This is a genomic window from Amycolatopsis viridis (genome assembly GCF_011758765.1).
Lineage (GTDB): Bacteria > Actinomycetota > Actinomycetes > Mycobacteriales > Pseudonocardiaceae > Amycolatopsis_E > Amycolatopsis_E viridis.
The window spans coordinates 5137049-5151357 of sequence record NZ_JAANOU010000001.1; the positions used below are offsets into that span (position 1 = coordinate 5137049).

The 14309-nt window shown below is 69.3% G+C and carries 15 protein-coding genes; 5 read left to right on the plus strand and 10 right to left on the minus strand.

What is annotated here, in order from left to right:
* Positions 1-3: 3 nt before the first annotated feature.
* Complete coding sequence (locus FHX46_RS25420; protein WP_167121671.1) at positions 4-1107, minus strand: BMP family lipoprotein; 1104 nt, start codon at positions 1105-1107, stop codon at positions 4-6.
* 505 nt (positions 1108-1612) lie between these two features.
* Between FHX46_RS25420 and sdhC the strand changes: the two genes are divergently transcribed.
* The 4 genes from sdhC to FHX46_RS25440 are packed head-to-tail and all read left to right on the plus strand — an operon-like array spanning position 1613 to position 5126.
* The gene (gene sdhC, locus FHX46_RS25425) at positions 1613-2062 is read left to right on the plus strand and encodes a succinate dehydrogenase, cytochrome b556 subunit (RefSeq protein WP_167119878.1); all 450 of its coding nucleotides are present in this window, start codon (positions 1613-1615) and stop codon (positions 2060-2062) included.
* A gap of 5 nt (positions 2063-2067) precedes the next feature.
* Positions 2068-2487 carry a succinate dehydrogenase hydrophobic membrane anchor subunit gene (locus FHX46_RS25430; protein ID WP_167119881.1) on the plus strand — a complete coding sequence of 140 codons (420 nt, stop codon included), beginning with the start codon at positions 2068-2070 and terminating at the stop codon, positions 2485-2487.
* 28 nt (positions 2488-2515) lie between these two features.
* Positions 2516-4303 carry a succinate dehydrogenase flavoprotein subunit gene (gene sdhA, locus FHX46_RS25435; protein WP_167119884.1) on the plus strand — a complete coding sequence of 596 codons (1788 nt, stop codon included), beginning with the start codon at positions 2516-2518 and terminating at the stop codon, positions 4301-4303.
* Between the two features lie 49 nt (positions 4304-4352).
* A complete protein-coding gene (locus FHX46_RS25440) occupies positions 4353-5126 on the plus strand; it encodes a succinate dehydrogenase iron-sulfur subunit (RefSeq protein WP_167119887.1) in 774 nt (257 codons plus the stop codon).
* A gap of 56 nt (positions 5127-5182) precedes the next feature.
* Here the strand turns inward: FHX46_RS25440 and FHX46_RS25445 are convergent, their stop codons facing one another.
* From FHX46_RS25445 to FHX46_RS25455, 3 genes are all read right to left on the minus strand, one after another.
* Positions 5183-6499 carry a hypothetical protein gene (locus FHX46_RS25445; RefSeq protein ID WP_167119890.1) on the minus strand — a complete coding sequence of 439 codons (1317 nt, stop codon included), beginning with the start codon at positions 6497-6499 and terminating at the stop codon, positions 5183-5185.
* The gene (locus tag FHX46_RS25450; protein ID WP_167119894.1) at positions 6484-7014 is read right to left on the minus strand and encodes a vWA domain-containing protein; all 531 of its coding nucleotides are present in this window, start codon (positions 7012-7014) and stop codon (positions 6484-6486) included. The genes FHX46_RS25445 and FHX46_RS25450 overlap by 16 nt, the downstream gene beginning before the upstream one ends.
* 108 nt (positions 7015-7122) lie before the next feature.
* Positions 7123-7362, minus strand: a complete 240-nt coding sequence (locus tag FHX46_RS25455; protein WP_167119897.1) for an SCO4848 family membrane protein — start codon at positions 7360-7362, stop codon at positions 7123-7125.
* A 73-nt stretch (positions 7363-7435) separates the two neighbouring features.
* Here FHX46_RS25455 and FHX46_RS25460 point away from each other — a divergent pair, with 73 nt between their 5' ends.
* A complete protein-coding gene (locus FHX46_RS25460; protein ID WP_167119900.1) occupies positions 7436-8635 on the plus strand; it encodes a D-alanyl-D-alanine carboxypeptidase family protein in 1200 nt (399 codons plus the stop codon).
* Positions 8636-8665: 30 nt separating this feature from the next.
* On the opposite strand, the gene yhjD is transcribed toward FHX46_RS25460, so the two are convergent.
* The 6 genes from yhjD to FHX46_RS25490 form a co-directional block, all read right to left on the minus strand.
* Positions 8666-9670 carry an inner membrane protein YhjD gene (gene yhjD / locus FHX46_RS25465; RefSeq protein WP_167119903.1) on the minus strand — a complete coding sequence of 335 codons (1005 nt, stop codon included), beginning with the start codon at positions 9668-9670 and terminating at the stop codon, positions 8666-8668.
* Positions 9671-9735: 65 nt separating this feature from the next.
* A complete protein-coding gene (gene trpS, locus FHX46_RS25470; protein ID WP_167119906.1) occupies positions 9736-10764 on the minus strand; it encodes a tryptophan--tRNA ligase in 1029 nt (342 codons plus the stop codon).
* 86 nt (positions 10765-10850) lie between these two features.
* Positions 10851-11138 (minus strand): hypothetical protein, encoded by a 288-nt coding sequence (locus FHX46_RS25475; protein ID WP_167121672.1) that lies wholly within the window; start codon positions 11136-11138, stop codon positions 10851-10853.
* 440 nt (positions 11139-11578) lie between these two features.
* Entirely contained in the window at positions 11579-12394 is an 816-nt protein-coding gene (locus FHX46_RS25480; protein ID WP_167119909.1) for an exodeoxyribonuclease III, read from the minus strand.
* 29 nt (positions 12395-12423) lie between these two features.
* Positions 12424-12744 carry an SH3 domain-containing protein gene (locus FHX46_RS25485; protein ID WP_167119912.1) on the minus strand — a complete coding sequence of 107 codons (321 nt, stop codon included), beginning with the start codon at positions 12742-12744 and terminating at the stop codon, positions 12424-12426.
* 192 nt (positions 12745-12936) lie between these two features.
* Positions 12937-14160, minus strand: coding sequence for an NADP-dependent isocitrate dehydrogenase (locus FHX46_RS25490; RefSeq protein WP_167119915.1), 1224 nt, complete (start codon positions 14158-14160; stop codon positions 12937-12939).
* Positions 14161-14309: the final 149 nt, after the last annotated feature.

The window sequence follows — 14309 nt, forward strand, 5'->3', positions numbered from 1 at the left end:
CGGTTACTTCTGCGGCGTGGTCGGGACCTTGATGGTGCCCGAGATGATCGCCTGCTTGTAGCCGTCGAGCTGCGGTTTGATGTCGTCGACCTTGCCACCGGAGGTGGAGTAGCCGACGCCGTCGACCGCCAGGTCGAACCGCTTCGGCAGCGAGCTCAGCGTGTTGCCGGCCAGCGCCTGGATGTAGTCGAACACGGCCACGTCGACCCGCTTGAGCATGGAGGTCATGATGACGTCCTTGTACTCGGCCACGGTCGCCTGGTTGTACTGGTCGGAGTCGACGCCGATGGCCAGGCCCTTGGCCGCGCTCGCGGCCTGGAAGACACCCTTGCCGGACGCGCCGGCGGCCTGGTAGACCACGTCGGCGCCGCCGGAGAACTCGGCGGCGGCCTTGATGTTGCCCTTGGCCGGGTCCTGGAAACCGGTGTTGTCACCGGCCGGGGTCAGGTAGTCGCTGGTGATCTGGACCTTGTTCGAGGCTGCCTTGGCGCCCGCGATGAACCCGGCCTCGAACTTCTGGATCAGCGGGGTGTTCACGCCGCCGACGAAGCCCACGTGGCAGTTCTTGCTCTTGTAGACGGCGGCCACACCCACCAGGAAGGAGCCCTGCTCCTCGGAGAAGACCAGCGGGGTGACGTTCGGCGCGTTCACCGAGTCGTCGTCGACGATGGCGAACTTGGTGTTCGGGAACTTCGGCGCGACGGCCTGCACGGCACCCGCGTAGGCGAAGCCGACCGCCACGATCGGGTTGTACCCATCGGTGGCCAGCTGGCTCAGCCGCTGCTGCTTGGCGGCTTCGTCCTCGGTCGGGGAGGCGGTGCTCTCCCGGACGTCCTTGACGCCCAGCTCGTTCTTGGCCTTGTCCACGCCCGCGGCGGCGGCGTCGTTGAACGACGCGTCACCCCGGCCCCCGATGTCGAACGCGAGCCCGACCCGCAGCGCGCTGGCGTCGACCTTCGCGCCGGCGGCGCTCGAGCTGGTCGACGCGGCGCTGGCCGCGGGGGCCTGTGCCGTGACGCAGGATCCGGCTGCGGCGTTGTTGTTGCTGCTGCTCCCGCTGGTGCCGGAGTCCTTCGCACACCCCGCCAGCGCGAGCGCCGCCGCCATGGCGGTGGCGGCCAGAGTGGTGGCACGCGTCTTACGCACCCTGTTTCTCCCTCCCCGCTGGTGTACCAGCGGACCCGAGAACGACCCGGCTCAGCTGCCGGGCTCGACGGGCGAACCGTACCCGCCGGTGAGCAGTTGGCCATGCCAGAGCCACCGCACGTAACCTAAATGTTTGCTTGCTGCCCGGCATGGGAATGGTTCAATCACAGCCAGTCACCCCCACCGGTTCGAGCGGGCGAGATCGACCTCACTCCGTGACGTTCCCCCGACGTGTTAATGGGGGTGAGAGCTACGACACGCGTACGGTGTCTGGTCGATCACACACACCAACCACAGGTTGAGTGCGGTATGGCGAGCAGGTCTAGCATCCCCTTTATCCAAGCTCGATGGCCTTGAACACCCCCGCCGGGGCGCCTGCGAAGTCCCAGGTGGACGCTCTGCGCGGCCGGTGGATTCGCAGGTCAGCCGGGCACAGTCCAACCACGACGTTGGAGGCCGTACACCGATGTCCACCACGGCGAGCACCGCCGCCGACCAGACGGCGGCGGGGGCGAGCGATCGGGCGGGTGCCTCACGCCGGAGCGGGACCTTCTACCGGGGCGACCCGGGCATGTGGTCCTGGGTCCTGCACCGGATCACGGGCGTGCTCACCTTCTTCTTCCTCTTCGTCCACGTCCTCGACACCGCGCTGGTCCGCGTGTCCCCCGACACCTACAACCAGGTCATCGAGACCTACAAGACCCCGCTGGTCAACCTCATGGAGGTCGGCCTGGTCGGCGCGGTGCTGTTCCACGCGCTCAACGGCATCCGGGTCCTGCTGGTCGACTTCTGGTCGAAGGGCACCAAGTACCAGAAGCACATGTTGTGGACGATCGCCGTCGTCTGGGTGGTCGTGATGATCCCCGGCGCCATCTCGATGCTGTGGCGCACGGCGTCGGAAATGTTCGGAGGCTGAGCGAGATGGCAACCGAGACCCTCGCACTCGACAAGCCGCGCTCGCCGCGGCGCCCCGCCGCCCGCCGCAGCAACTTCGAGCTGTACAGCTGGCTGTTCATGCGGATCTCCGGCCTCGCCCTGGTCGTCCTGGTGCTCGGCCACCTGTTCATCATGAACATCCTCGACGGCGGCGTGCACCGGATCAACTGGGGATTCGTGGCCGGCCGCTGGTCGTCGCCGTTCTGGCAGATCTGGGACCTGCTCATGCTGTGGCTCGCCCAGCTGCACGGCGGCAACGGCCTGCGCACGATCATCGACGACTACGCCCGCCGGGACAGCACGCGCTTCTGGCTGAAGATGGTGCTCTACGTCGCGATGGTCATCATCCTGTTCGTGGGCACCCTGGTGATCTTCACCTTCGACCCGAACATGGCCGGCAGCTGACCCACCACCACCCGAGGAAGAAGCGGACATGCAGTTCCACAAGTACGACGTGGTGATCGTGGGCGCCGGTGGCGCCGGGATGCGCGCCGCCATCGAGGCGGGCCAGCGCGCCCGCACCGCGGTCCTCACCAAGCTCTACCCGACCCGCTCCCACACCGGCGCGGCCCAGGGCGGCATGTGCGCCGCGCTGGCGAACGTCGAAGAGGACAACTGGGAGTGGCACACCTTCGACACGGTCAAGGGCGGCGACTACCTGACCGACCAGGACGCGGCGGAGATCATGGCCAAGGAGGCCATCGACGCCGTGCTCGACCTGGAGAAGATGGGCCTGCCGTTCAACCGGACACCGGAAGGCAAGATCGACCAGCGCCGGTTCGGCGGGCACACCCGTGACCACGGCAAGGCCGCGGTGCGCCGGGCCTGCTACGCGGCCGACCGCACCGGTCACATGATCCTGCAGACCCTGTACCAGAACTGCGTCAAGCACGGGATCGAGTTCTTCAACGAGTTCTACGTGCTCGACATGATCACCACGGAGACCGAGAACGGGCCCGTCGCCACCGGCGCCGTCGCCTACGAACTCGCGACCGGCGAGATCCACGTCTTCCAGGCCAAGGCGGTCATCTTCGCCACCGGCGGCTTCGGCAAGGTCTTCAAGACCACGTCGAACGCGCACACCCTCACCGGTGACGGCATGGGCATCTACTACCGCAAGGGCCTGCCGCTGGAGGACATCGAGTTCTACCAGTTCCACCCGACCGGCCTGGCCGGCCTGGGCATCCTGCTCACCGAGGGTGCCCGCGGCGAGGGCGCGATCCTGCGCAACGCCTCGGGTGAGCGGTTCATGGAGCGCTACGCCCCGACGATCAAGGACCTCGCGCCGCGCGACATCGTCGCCCGCTCGATGGTCCTGGAGGTCCTCGAGGGCCGCGGCGCCGGTCCGCACAAGGACTACGTGCTCCTGGACTGCACGCACCTCGGTGCCGAGGTCCTAGAGACGAAGCTGCCGGACATCACCGAGTTCGCCCGCACCTACCTGGGTGTGGACCCGGTGAAGGAGCCGGTGCCGGTGTACCCGACCGCGCACTACGCGATGGGTGGCATCCCGACGAACGTGCACGGTGAGGCGCTGCTCGACAACGACACCGTCCTGCCCGGCGCGTACGCCGCCGGTGAGGTCGCGTGCGTGTCGGTGCACGGCGCGAACCGGCTGGGCACCAACTCGCTGCTGGACATCAACGTGTTCGGCCGCCGCGCCGGCATCGCCGCCGCGGAGTACGCCACGACCCACGACTTCGTCGAGTTGCCGGAGGACCCGGCCAAGATGGTCGAGGGCATGGTCGAGCACCTGCGCACCGCCCACGGCGGCGAGCGGGTCGCCGACATCCGCACCGAGCTGCAGCAGACGATGGACACCAACGCGGCGGTGTACCGCACCGAGGACACGCTGAAGACCGCGCTGACCGACGTCCAGCGGCTCAAGGAGCGCTACGGCCGGATCTCGATCCAGGACAAGGGCAAGCGGTACAACACCGACCTGCTGGAGGCCATCGAGCTGGGCTTCCTGCTCGACCTGGCCGAGGCGCTGGTGAACGCGGCGCTGGCCCGCAAGGAGTCCCGCGGCGGCCACGCCCGCGAGGACTACCCGAACCGGGACGACGTCAACTTCATGCGGCACTCGATGTCGTACAAGGTCCTGCCGGACAAGCCGGACCCGGACGCCCCGCTGGGCATCAGCGGCTTCATGGCCGACATCCGGCTGGACTACAAGCCGGTGACCTTCACCCGGTACGAGCCGATGGAGCGTAAGTACTGATGGGACAAGCACAGCCTTCCGGCATTCCGGTCCCCGCGGAGGAAGCGAAATGACAGCCGTAGCCGAACCTAAGACCGTCAACGGGATTCCCGCGCCGGAGGGCTCGGTCACCATCACGGTGAAGATCCAGCGGTACAACCCCGAGGTCGACGACGCGCCGCACTGGGAGTCCTACGAGGTCCCGGCGCTGCCGACCGACCGGGTGCTGAACCTGCTGTTCAACATCAAGAACTACGTGGACGGCACGTTGTCGTTCCGCCGGTCGTGCGCGCACGGCATCTGCGGTTCGGACGCGATGCAGATCAACGGGATCAACCGGCTGGCGTGCAAGGTGCTGGTCAAGGACCTGCTCGCCAAGGACGGCAAGGAGACCACGGTCACCGTGGCCCCGATCAAGGGCCTGCCGACCCTCAAGGACCTCTACGTCGACATGGAGCCGTTCTTCGAGGCCTACCGCGCGGTGAAGCCGTACCTGATCACCTACGGCAACGAGCCCACGCGTGAGCGGATCCAGTCGCAGGCCGACCGGGAGCGGTTCGACGACACCACCAAGTGCATCCTGTGCGCGGCGTGCACCTCGTCGTGCCCGGTGTACTGGAACGACGGGTCGTACTTCGGCCCGGCGGCGATCGTCAACGCGCACCGCTTCATCTTCGACAGCCGGGACGAGGGGTCCGAGGAGCGCCTGGACATTCTCAACGACGCGGAGGGCGTGTGGCGCTGCCGCACGACCTTCAACTGCACCGACGCGTGCCCGCGTGGCATCCAGGTCACGAAGGCGATCCAGGAGGTCAAGCGCGCGCTGCTGTTCAAGCGCGTCTGATCCGCCCGCGTCCGAAGGCCCCCGCACCGATGTGGTGCGGGGGCCTTCGTCGTCGGTCAGGCGCGGCGCCGCGCGAGCAGGATCACGACCCCGGCCAGGACGACGACGGCGGCGGCGCCCACCCCGACCCAGATCGGCCAGGTCGCCGGCTCCCCGGCGATGGCGGTGAGCGCGGGCGCGGCGGGGGCGGGTGCCGTGGCGGCACCCGCGTAGGACGGGCCGTCCTCGCGCTGCCCGCCGACCGTGACGTCGAGGGTGACCGGCACCGGGACGTCGTCACCGGCCGCGGCGGTGGCGCCCATCTTGACCGCGAGGTAGTACCAGCCGGCGACGGCCTGGCCGCGCACGGACGAGTCGTCGGCGTCGCGGTTGTGGTAGCGGACCGGAACCGTCGCGACGGCGTCCCTGCCGGTGGGCAGCGTGTGCGGGGTGCCGGTGAAGACCGTGGTGTCGGAGCCGATCTCCGCCCGGTACGGGTTGTACAGCGTGGTGGCGATGTTGGACACGTTGTCCACGCCGGTGCCGCCGGCCTGTCCGAAGTGGACGCGGTAGGCCAGGCCCTGGCCCCAGTCCAGCTTGACCCGGTAGAAGACGTACTCGCCGCGTTGCAGCGTGTCGGTGTAGCGGCCGCTGCCCGGCAGGGTGGCGGCGACGTTGAACGAGCCGCCACCGGTCGTCTCCCGCGTGCCGGACGGTTCCACGGGGGTCACCGGGGGCAGCACGGTGTCCGGCCCGGGATCGGCGACCGGCGGTTCGACGAGGGCCAGCAGCTCGACCGGCAGCCGCTCCGGCACCCCGGTGGACACGCGGTCCCAGGTGAGGGCGAAGTAGTACCGGCCACCGCCCCGGCAGCTGCCGTCCTTGCCGTCCAGGGTGCGCGCGACGGTCAGGGCGACGCCGTCGCTGGACAGGCCGGCCTGCTCGGACTCGAAGACGTGGCAGTCCTTGCCCCCCTCGCCGTAGACACGCAACTGGAGGGTGTTGAAGTCCTGCGTGCGGGACACGCCGTGGACGAGTGGGAAGGACACGGTGCCGCTGAAGTGGGCGGTGCCGCCTTCGGGCACGTCGAGTGCGTAGTAGCGCGTTTCGTGCCCCCCGAGGGTGTCCAGGTGCTGGCCGGGGTCGACGACCGGCGCGTTCGTCCAGGCCGGGGTGCCGGTGATGGGGGTCCCGGCGGGTTCGTAGGTGCGCAGCGCGGTCGCGGAGACGCGCGGCAGGATCCGTTCGAGGGTCTTGCCGTCGGGCGCATCGCTGTAGGTGCCGCCGGTGACCTGCGCGATGCAGGTGAGCTGGCGGCGGGACCGCTCGTCGACGTCGAAGCCGACCGTGTGCACGACGAGCTGGGTGCCCTGGACGGTCAGCTCCTTGGCCACCTCGCACGGGTCGGGCGGGGCGCAGGTGTCCTCCCCGTCGGAACGAGCACGATCGCACGCGGGCCGGTGCTGGGGAGGGCGCCGGCGGCGGTGCGCAGGGCCGTGCCGATGGGCGTGTAGCCGCTGGGCTGGATGCCGTCGACGGCCGCGGTGAGAGCGGGTTTGTCGATGGTGCGCGGCGGGGTGAGGACCTGGACGTCCTGGCAGCCCGCGGCCTTCTCGGCGTCGGACGAGCCGGTGCGGGTGCCGTAGACGGTCAGACCCACCTGGGCCTGCGCGGGAGCGGACCCGATGAACCGGCGCAGCGCGTTCTTCGCGGCGTCCATCTTGGTGCCGCTGCCCGGGTCGGCCTGCTTCATCGAACCGGAGCCGTCGAGCACCAGCATGGTCGGCGCGTACTGCGCCTGCCCGGTCTGCCCGATTTGTCGGGCCTGCCCGGACTGCGCCACCGGCGCGAGCCCGGACACCAGCAGACCGGCCGCGGCCACCGCGAGGAGTTTCGAGAGCCGGAACATGGTCCCCCATCCGTGTGATCGATGGGGTTTGGATGCGGTCGCGCACCGATGGGTTCCCGGACCGTAGGCGTGCGGCCTCGCCCAGAGCCCGCCGGACGCGGACCGTCCCTAGGCGCCGACCTTTTCGGTGCGCCGCGCGCGTAGGCCGCGATAGCCGATGACCCCGATGACGGTGCCGAGGACGAAGCTCACGATCGCCAGGACGAGGTGCACGACGAAGAAACCGGTGGCCGATCCGTCCGGCGCCCACGAATTGTCACTGGCCCACAGGTTCTTCACGAACGTGATCCAGATGATCCACGACCAGACTCCGAACGCCAGCAGGAACAGCGCCACACGACGAGACATGGCCCGAGTATCCCCCGATCGAATCAGGGCGCCGCTGCGGGGAACCCGAGTGGGCGTCCTCTAGCCTGCTTTGGTGCGACGCGGTCTCCTGCTCTCCCTCGTTCTGGTCGTGCTGTCCGGTCTGGTGCCGTTCGCCGGTACCGCGACGGCCGCTCCCGCGGTCTGCCCGGACCGAACCGCGCCGCCCCCGCCGGTCGACACCTCGGAACAGCCCCCGCCCGGTGTGCCCGCGCCCGCTCCCCTGCCGGTGCCCACCGCCCCGGTCGGCGGCGCGCGCATGGGCGAGTGCGGCGTGGTCTACCCGTCCGGCGCCGCCGTCCCGCCCGAGACCACCGCGGCCTCCTGGGTGCTGCAGGACCTCGACACCGGTGTGGTGCTCGCCGCGAAGAACCCGCACGCCCGGGAGCGGCCCGCGTCGCTGATCAAGACGCTGCTGGCGCTCGTGGTGATCCGGGAGCTGAAACCGGACCAGGTTCTCGTCCCGACGGCCGAGGACGCGAACCAGGAGTGCACCTGCGTCGGGCTGGTCGCCGGCGGCCGGTACACGGTGGACCTGCTGCTGCACGGCCTGCTGATGCACTCGGGCAACGACGTGGCGCACACGTTCGCCACGGCGCTCGGCGGAGTTCCGGCGACGGTGCAGAAGATGAACCGGCTGGCCGCCTCGCTCGGCGCGTCGGACACCCGCAGCGCGACGCCGTCCGGCCTGGACGGCCCGGGCATGTCCGCGTCGGCCTACGACCTGAGCCTGATCTTCAACTACGGGATGAAGCAGCCCGAGTTCGCCGCCGCGATCGCGACGCGGGCCACCCAGATCCCGGACCAACCGGGCAAACCGGCGTTCTCGATCGTCAACGACAACAAGCTGCTCGGCACCTACCCCGGATTCCTCGGCGGGAAGACGGGCTTCACGGACGACGCGCGCCACACCTACGTCGGCGGCGCCGAACAGAACGGCCGGCGCGTCGCGGTGGTCATGATGCGCACCGAGCAACGGCCCACGCCGGTGGTGAACCAGGCCAGGGCGCTGCTGGACTACGGCTTCACCCTGGCGAAGACGAACACCACCCCGGTCGGGCACCTCGTGTCGCCGACGGTGTCGGAGGAGACGGAGAACGGTGGCACGTCCGGCGTCACCGCGGCCGGCTCCGCCGGTGCGAAGGACCCGTTCGGGGTGACCGGGTGGATCCTCACCCTGGTCGTCGCCCTGATCATCGTGGCGGGTTTCGTGATCGGCCACTACCGCAAGAAAGCGCAGCCCTCGCAGGACTGACGAGCGTTCCCCGGTGCGGCAACCCCGCGGTCAGCGGCGCCGCAGGCCCAGCCAGGCCAGCATGGCGCCCGCGCTGAACGCACCGGCGACCGCTCCCGCACCGGGGCCGCGCCGGACCTCCACCGTGGGCCGGATGACCGCCGGCGGGGGCGGTTCGACCGTCGTCACCAGGTTTTCCCTCGCGGTGGCGGTCCAGGCGGTCACGAACAGCAGGAACCGCGACACCAGGTTCGCGAACACCAGCAGACCGATGATCGGCCCGAACAGCACCCCGCTGGGCGACTTCGTGACGCTGGCCAGGTAGATCGATCCGACCTGCTTCAGCACCTCGAACCCGATCGACGCGATCGCCGCGCCCTTGACGGCGCTGCGGACGGACACCTTCTCCCGCGGCAGCCGCGACAGCACCCACAGGAACACCAGCGTGTTCGCCAGCAGCGCCAGCACGATCGTCGCCAGTCGCAGCAGGAACAGCGCCCAGCTCTGGTCCTCCAGCCCCACCAGCCGCAGCAGCAGACGGCCGATTCCGCCGCCGACCGCGGTCAGGCCGAACGACACCACCAGCGCCAGCCCGAGCCCGCCGAGCGCGAGCAGGTCCTTCACCGTCGTCGACACCAGCGGGCGGCTCTTCTTCTCCTGCCCCCACTGGGCGGTGAGCGCGTCGCGCAGGTTGCTCATCCAGCCGATGCCGGAGTACAGGGCGAGCAGCAGACCGAGGACCCCGGTGCCGCCCCGCGAGGCCAGTGCGGCGTCGACGATCTTCGTGACGAAGTCACCGATCCCCGGTGGGGTCGACGAGATGATCCCGTTGCGCAGCTCGTTCAACGCCGCCGTGTTGTTCGCCAGCACGAACCCGGCGATCGAGAACCCCACCATGAGCAGCGGGAACAGCGACAGGACGCTGAAGTACGTGATCGCCGCCGCGTAGTGGTTGCCGTAGCGCTCGCCGAACGCCTCGTTGGCCCGTACCAGGTGGTCGAGCCACGGGTACTTCCGGCGCAGCCGCGGGACCAGCTTTTCCTTCTCTTCCGCCACGGGAAGACGCTAACGACCCCGCCCCCACGCCGCAATTCGGAGGCGGGCAGCCTCCACTGTGGACGTCAGCGGGCCGGCGGCAGGAACCCGACGCGGTCGAACACCAGCTCCAGCGTGCCGGCCGACACCGCGCGCGCCTTCTCCGCACCGCGGGCCAGGACCTTGTCCAGCTCGGCCACGTCGTCCAAATAGGACTGCACGCGCTGCTGGATGGGGGTGACCCAGTCAACCAGGACCTCCGCGAGGTCCTTCTTGAGGTCGCCGTACCCCTTGCCCGCGTAAGCGGCTTCCAGGTCGGCGACGGTGCGGTCGGTCAGCGCCGAGTAGATCGACAGCAGGTTCGACACGCCGGCCTTGTTCTCGCGGTCGAACACGATCTCCCGGCCGGTGTCGGTGACCGCGGACCGGATCTTCTTCGCCGAGCGCTTCGGATCGTCCAGCAGCTCGATGATGCCGTTCGGCGAGGACGCCGACTTGCTCATCTTCACCGTGGGGTCCTGCAGGTCGTAGATCTTCGCCGTGCCCTGGACGATGTGCGGCTCGGGCACCGTGAACGTCTTGCCGAAGCGCTGGTTGAACCGCTGCGCGAGGTTGCGGGTCAGCTCCAGGTGCTGGCGCTGGTCCTCGCCGACGGGCACGGCGTCGGCCTGGTAGACCAGGATGTCCGCGGCCATCAGGACCGGGTAGGTGAACAGGCCGACGCTGGCGTGGTCGGTGCCCTGCTTGGCCGCCTTGTCCTTGAACTGGGTCATCCGGCTGGCCTCGCCGAACCCGGTCAGGCACTCCAGGACCCAGGACAGCTGCGCGTGCTCGGGCACCTGGCTCTGCACGAACAGGGCGCTGCGTTCCGGGTCGACGCCCAGGGCGAGCAGCTGCGCGGCAGAGACCCGGGTGCGCTGCCGCAGCACCTTCGGGTCCTGCTCGACCGTGATCGCGTGCAGGTCGACGACCATGTAGAAGGTTTCGTGCGTGTCCTGCATGCGCACCCACTGCCGGAGGGCACCGAGGTAGTTGCCGAGGTGGAACGAGTCGGCGGTCGGCTGGATCCCGGACAGCACGCGCGGGCGGGCGGTGGTTTCTGGCGCTTCGGACACGACCTGGATTCTCTCAGGCGCCGCGACGGCGGTGCGGCCCGGGTTTGGGCGACCGCGGCGCGGGGAACCAGGGTGGTGCGGGCGGCTCAGGGGCGCGGGCGCCCGTAGGGGGTGAGAGCGGGACGCGTGGGCTCCTCCACGACGACCGGGGCCTCGGCGGGGACAGCCGCCTCCGCCTGGGCCTTGCGGCGCTGCCGGACGATACCCAGGGCCATGCCGAGGATGCCGAGCAGCACCGCGGCGAGGCCCACCGGGCCGAGCAGCCCGAACGAGACGCCGGTGGGCTCGGCCTGCGTGGCCGGCGCCGCCGTCGCGACGCCGGTGGTCGTGGTCGCCACGACCGCCAGGACCAGACCGGCCCGCAGTACGTGCACGGTGCGGTTACGCACGGGTGTGCCTCCTGAGACGAGACTGCCGTTCCGAGGCGCTGTCACCCTCTCGGGTGATCGCTGCCACGTGAAAACTACCGAGGGTGTCAAGCCCTATCGTTTTGATCACCAGCGGGCCAGAGACTAGCGCTCATCGGCGTGCCGGGGACACGGGGGCCGGACTGTCGACCGACCCCGGACCCGGCATCAAGCCGAGGCGACACCCCCGGCCACCACCCGACGCGGACCGGCAAACACGCCGCCCCGACCGGCAAACACTCGCGTGTTTACCCGCGGGCGCGCCGTGTTTGCCCGCGGGCGCGGCGTGTTTGCCCGCGGGCGCGGCGTGTTTGCCCGCGGGCGCGACGTGTTTGCCCGCGGGCGCGACGTGTTTGCCCGCGGGCGCGACGTGTTTGCCCGCGGGCGCGGGAGCGGGGCGTTCGGAATCAGGCCGGGTCGAAGTCGAAGGTCGCCGTGACCGGGGCGTGGTCGGACCAGCGCAGCTCGTAGCTCGGCGCCCGCTCGACCACCACCGACGTGCACTTCTCCGCCAGGCCCGGCGTGGTGACCACGTAGTCGATGCGCCAGCCGCTGTCGTTGTCGAACGCCTTGCCGCGGTAGGACCACCACGTGTACGGGCCGGGCCCCTCCGGGTCGAGCTTGCGCTGCACGTCCACGTACCCGGCCTCGCCGAAGACGCGGCTCATCCACGCGCGTTCCTCGGGCAGGAAACCGGAGTTCTTCCGGTTGCCCTTCCAGTTCTTCAGGTCGATCTCGGCGTGCGCGATGTTCCAGTCGCCGCCGACGACCACCTCGCACCCGGCCGCCTCGGCCTTGCCGCGCAACTCCACCAGGTACGGCAGGAACGCGGCCATGAACCGTTCCTTCTCGTCCTGCCGCGGCGTGCCGACGTCCCCGCTCGGCAGGTACAGGCTCGCCACGATCACGCCCGGCAGGTGCACCTCGAGGTAGCGCCCGCTGTCCTCGAACTCCGCGTCGCCGAACCCGGTCCGCACCTGCGACGGCTCGGCCCGGCTGTACACGGAAACCCCGTTGCGGCCCTTCACGGCCGACGGCGCGTGGTGCGCGTGCCAGCCTTCCGGGGCGACGACGTGCTGGGGGAGCTGGCCGGCCTCGGCACGCACCTCCTGGCAGAGGATCACGTCCGACCCGCTGCCGGCGAGCCACTCGACGAACCCCTTCTTGGCGGCCGCGCGCATCCCGTTGACGTTGATCGTGGAGACGGTGAACACGTCCCGCACGCTACCGCCCGCCGCGGCGGCCGGAGGACTCAGCAGGTGGCTCCGTTGACCGGCTTGAGGTACTCCGTTTTCGCCCACTTGTTGTCGGCGATCTTGCGGAACCCGTTCTGGACCTCGACCTGCGCCGCGGTCTCGGCGTTCTGGTTGAACTTGCCCACGATCTCCGCACGTGGATCGGGGGCGGCACGCACGTTGAGCACGTCGGCGGTCACCGTCACGCGGCAACCGCTCGAACCGCCGCCGGTGGCGCCCTCGGAGGGTCGTTTGTCGGTACCCATCACGTAGATCAGGCCGACGCCGGCCAGGATCGCGACGATGATCAATGCCCGCTTGGGAATGCCCAGGAACACGGGTGCTCCTCACCAGCTCAGTGGGTTCCGGGTAAGGGTAGCCACACTTCAGCACCCCTCGACAGGTCCGCGCGGGCGAACCACCCGAGCGGCGTCACCACCTGAGCACAGTGGGTGATCGAACGGTGGTCCGGAAAAGCCCGGTCACCCTGGGGTGACCGGGCTCGTCGCGGTGGCCGGTGAAGCGGGGACTCAGCCCTGGGCGATCTTCGCCGCCAGGTTCTCGTCCAGCGTCGCGAGGAACTCCTCCGTCGTCTGGTACGGCTGGTCCTTGCCGACGAGCAGCGCCAGGTCCTTGGTCATCTTGCCGCTCTCGACGGTCTCGATGACGACCTGCTCGAGCTTGTTGGCGAAGCCCACCAGCTCGGAGTTGCCGTCCAGCTTGCCACGGTGCTCGAGACCCCGGGTCCACGCGAAGATCGACGCGATCGGGTTGGTCGAGGTCGGCTTGCCCTGCTGGTGCTGGCGGTAGTGCCGGGTGACGGTGCCGTGTGCGGCCTCGGCCTCCACGGTCTTGCCGTCCGGCGTACGCAGCACCGAGGTCATCAGGCCCAGCGAGCCGAAGCCCTGCGCGACGGTGTCGGACTGCACGTCCCCGTCGTAGTTCTTGCAGGCCCAGACGTAGCCGCCCTCCCACTTCAGGGACGCGGCGACCATGTCGTCGATCAGGCGGTGCTCGTAGGTCAGGCCCTTGGCGTCGAAGTCGGCCTTGAACTCCTTGTCGAAGATCTCCTGGAAGGTGTCCTTGAACATGCCGTCGTAGGCCTTCAGGATGGTGTTCTTCGTCGACATGTAGACCGGCATGCCGCGGTCCAGGCCGTACTGCAGCGAGGCGCGCGCGAAGTCCTCGATCGACTTGCGGTAGTTGTACATGCCCATCGCCACGCCGCCACCCTCCGGGTAGCGGGCGACCTCGAACTCCATCGGCTCGGAGCCGTCCTCGGGCACGTACGTCATGGTCACCGTGCCGGGGCCGGGAACCTTGAAGTCCGTGGCCTTGTACTGGTCGCCGTGCGCGTGACGGCCGATGATGATCGGCTTGGTCCAGCCCGACACCAGCCGCGGGATGTTGGAGATGATGATCGGCTCACGGAAGACGACGCCGCCGAGGATGTTGCGGATGGTGCCGTTCGGGCTCCGCCACATCTTCTTCAGGCCGAACTCCTCGACCCGGGCCTCGTCCGGGGTGATGGTGGCGCACTTGACGCCGACGCCGTGCTTCTTGATGGCGTTCGCGGAATCGATCGTGACCTGGTCGTCGGTCCGGTCCCGCTCCTCGATGCCGAGGTCGTAGTACTCGAGGTTGATGTCGAGATAGGGGTGGATCAGCTTGTCCTTGATGAACTTCCAGATGATGCGAGTCATCTCGTCGCCGTCGAGTTCTACGACGGTGCCCTCGACCTTGATCTTGGCCATGAGCCGCGGTGCTCCTCTCGCGGATCTGCGCGTGTCCGTGCAGCACGTCTATGCGGTACGAGCGTACTGCTATTAGGAGACGAACGCCTTAAGTGGTGACGTACCTCAGTCTCCCAGGCACGGGAAGTGGCGGAAGTCACCGCCCCGGG

Bases quoted from the DNA above. Each gene is read 5' to 3' on its own strand.
- FHX46_RS25420 (WP_167121671.1), bottom strand. From the start codon at position 1,107: ATGGCGGCGGCGCTCGCGCTGGCGGGGTGTGCGAAGGACTCCGGCACC.
- sdhC (WP_167119878.1), top strand. From the start codon at position 1,613: ATGTCCACCACGGCGAGCACCGCCGCCGACCAGACGGCGGCGGGGGCG.
- FHX46_RS25430 (WP_167119881.1), top strand. From the start codon at position 2,068: ATGGCAACCGAGACCCTCGCACTCGACAAGCCGCGCTCGCCGCGGCGC.
- sdhA (WP_167119884.1), top strand. From the start codon at position 2,516: ATGCAGTTCCACAAGTACGACGTGGTGATCGTGGGCGCCGGTGGCGCC.
- FHX46_RS25440 (WP_167119887.1), top strand. From the start codon at position 4,353: ATGACAGCCGTAGCCGAACCTAAGACCGTCAACGGGATTCCCGCGCCG.
- FHX46_RS25450 (WP_167119894.1), bottom strand. From the start codon at position 7,014: ATGTTCCGGCTCTCGAAACTCCTCGCGGTGGCCGCGGCCGGTCTGCTG.
- FHX46_RS25455 (WP_167119897.1), bottom strand. From the start codon at position 7,362: ATGTCTCGTCGTGTGGCGCTGTTCCTGCTGGCGTTCGGAGTCTGGTCG.
- FHX46_RS25490 (WP_167119915.1), bottom strand. From the start codon at position 14,160: ATGGCCAAGATCAAGGTCGAGGGCACCGTCGTAGAACTCGACGGCGAC.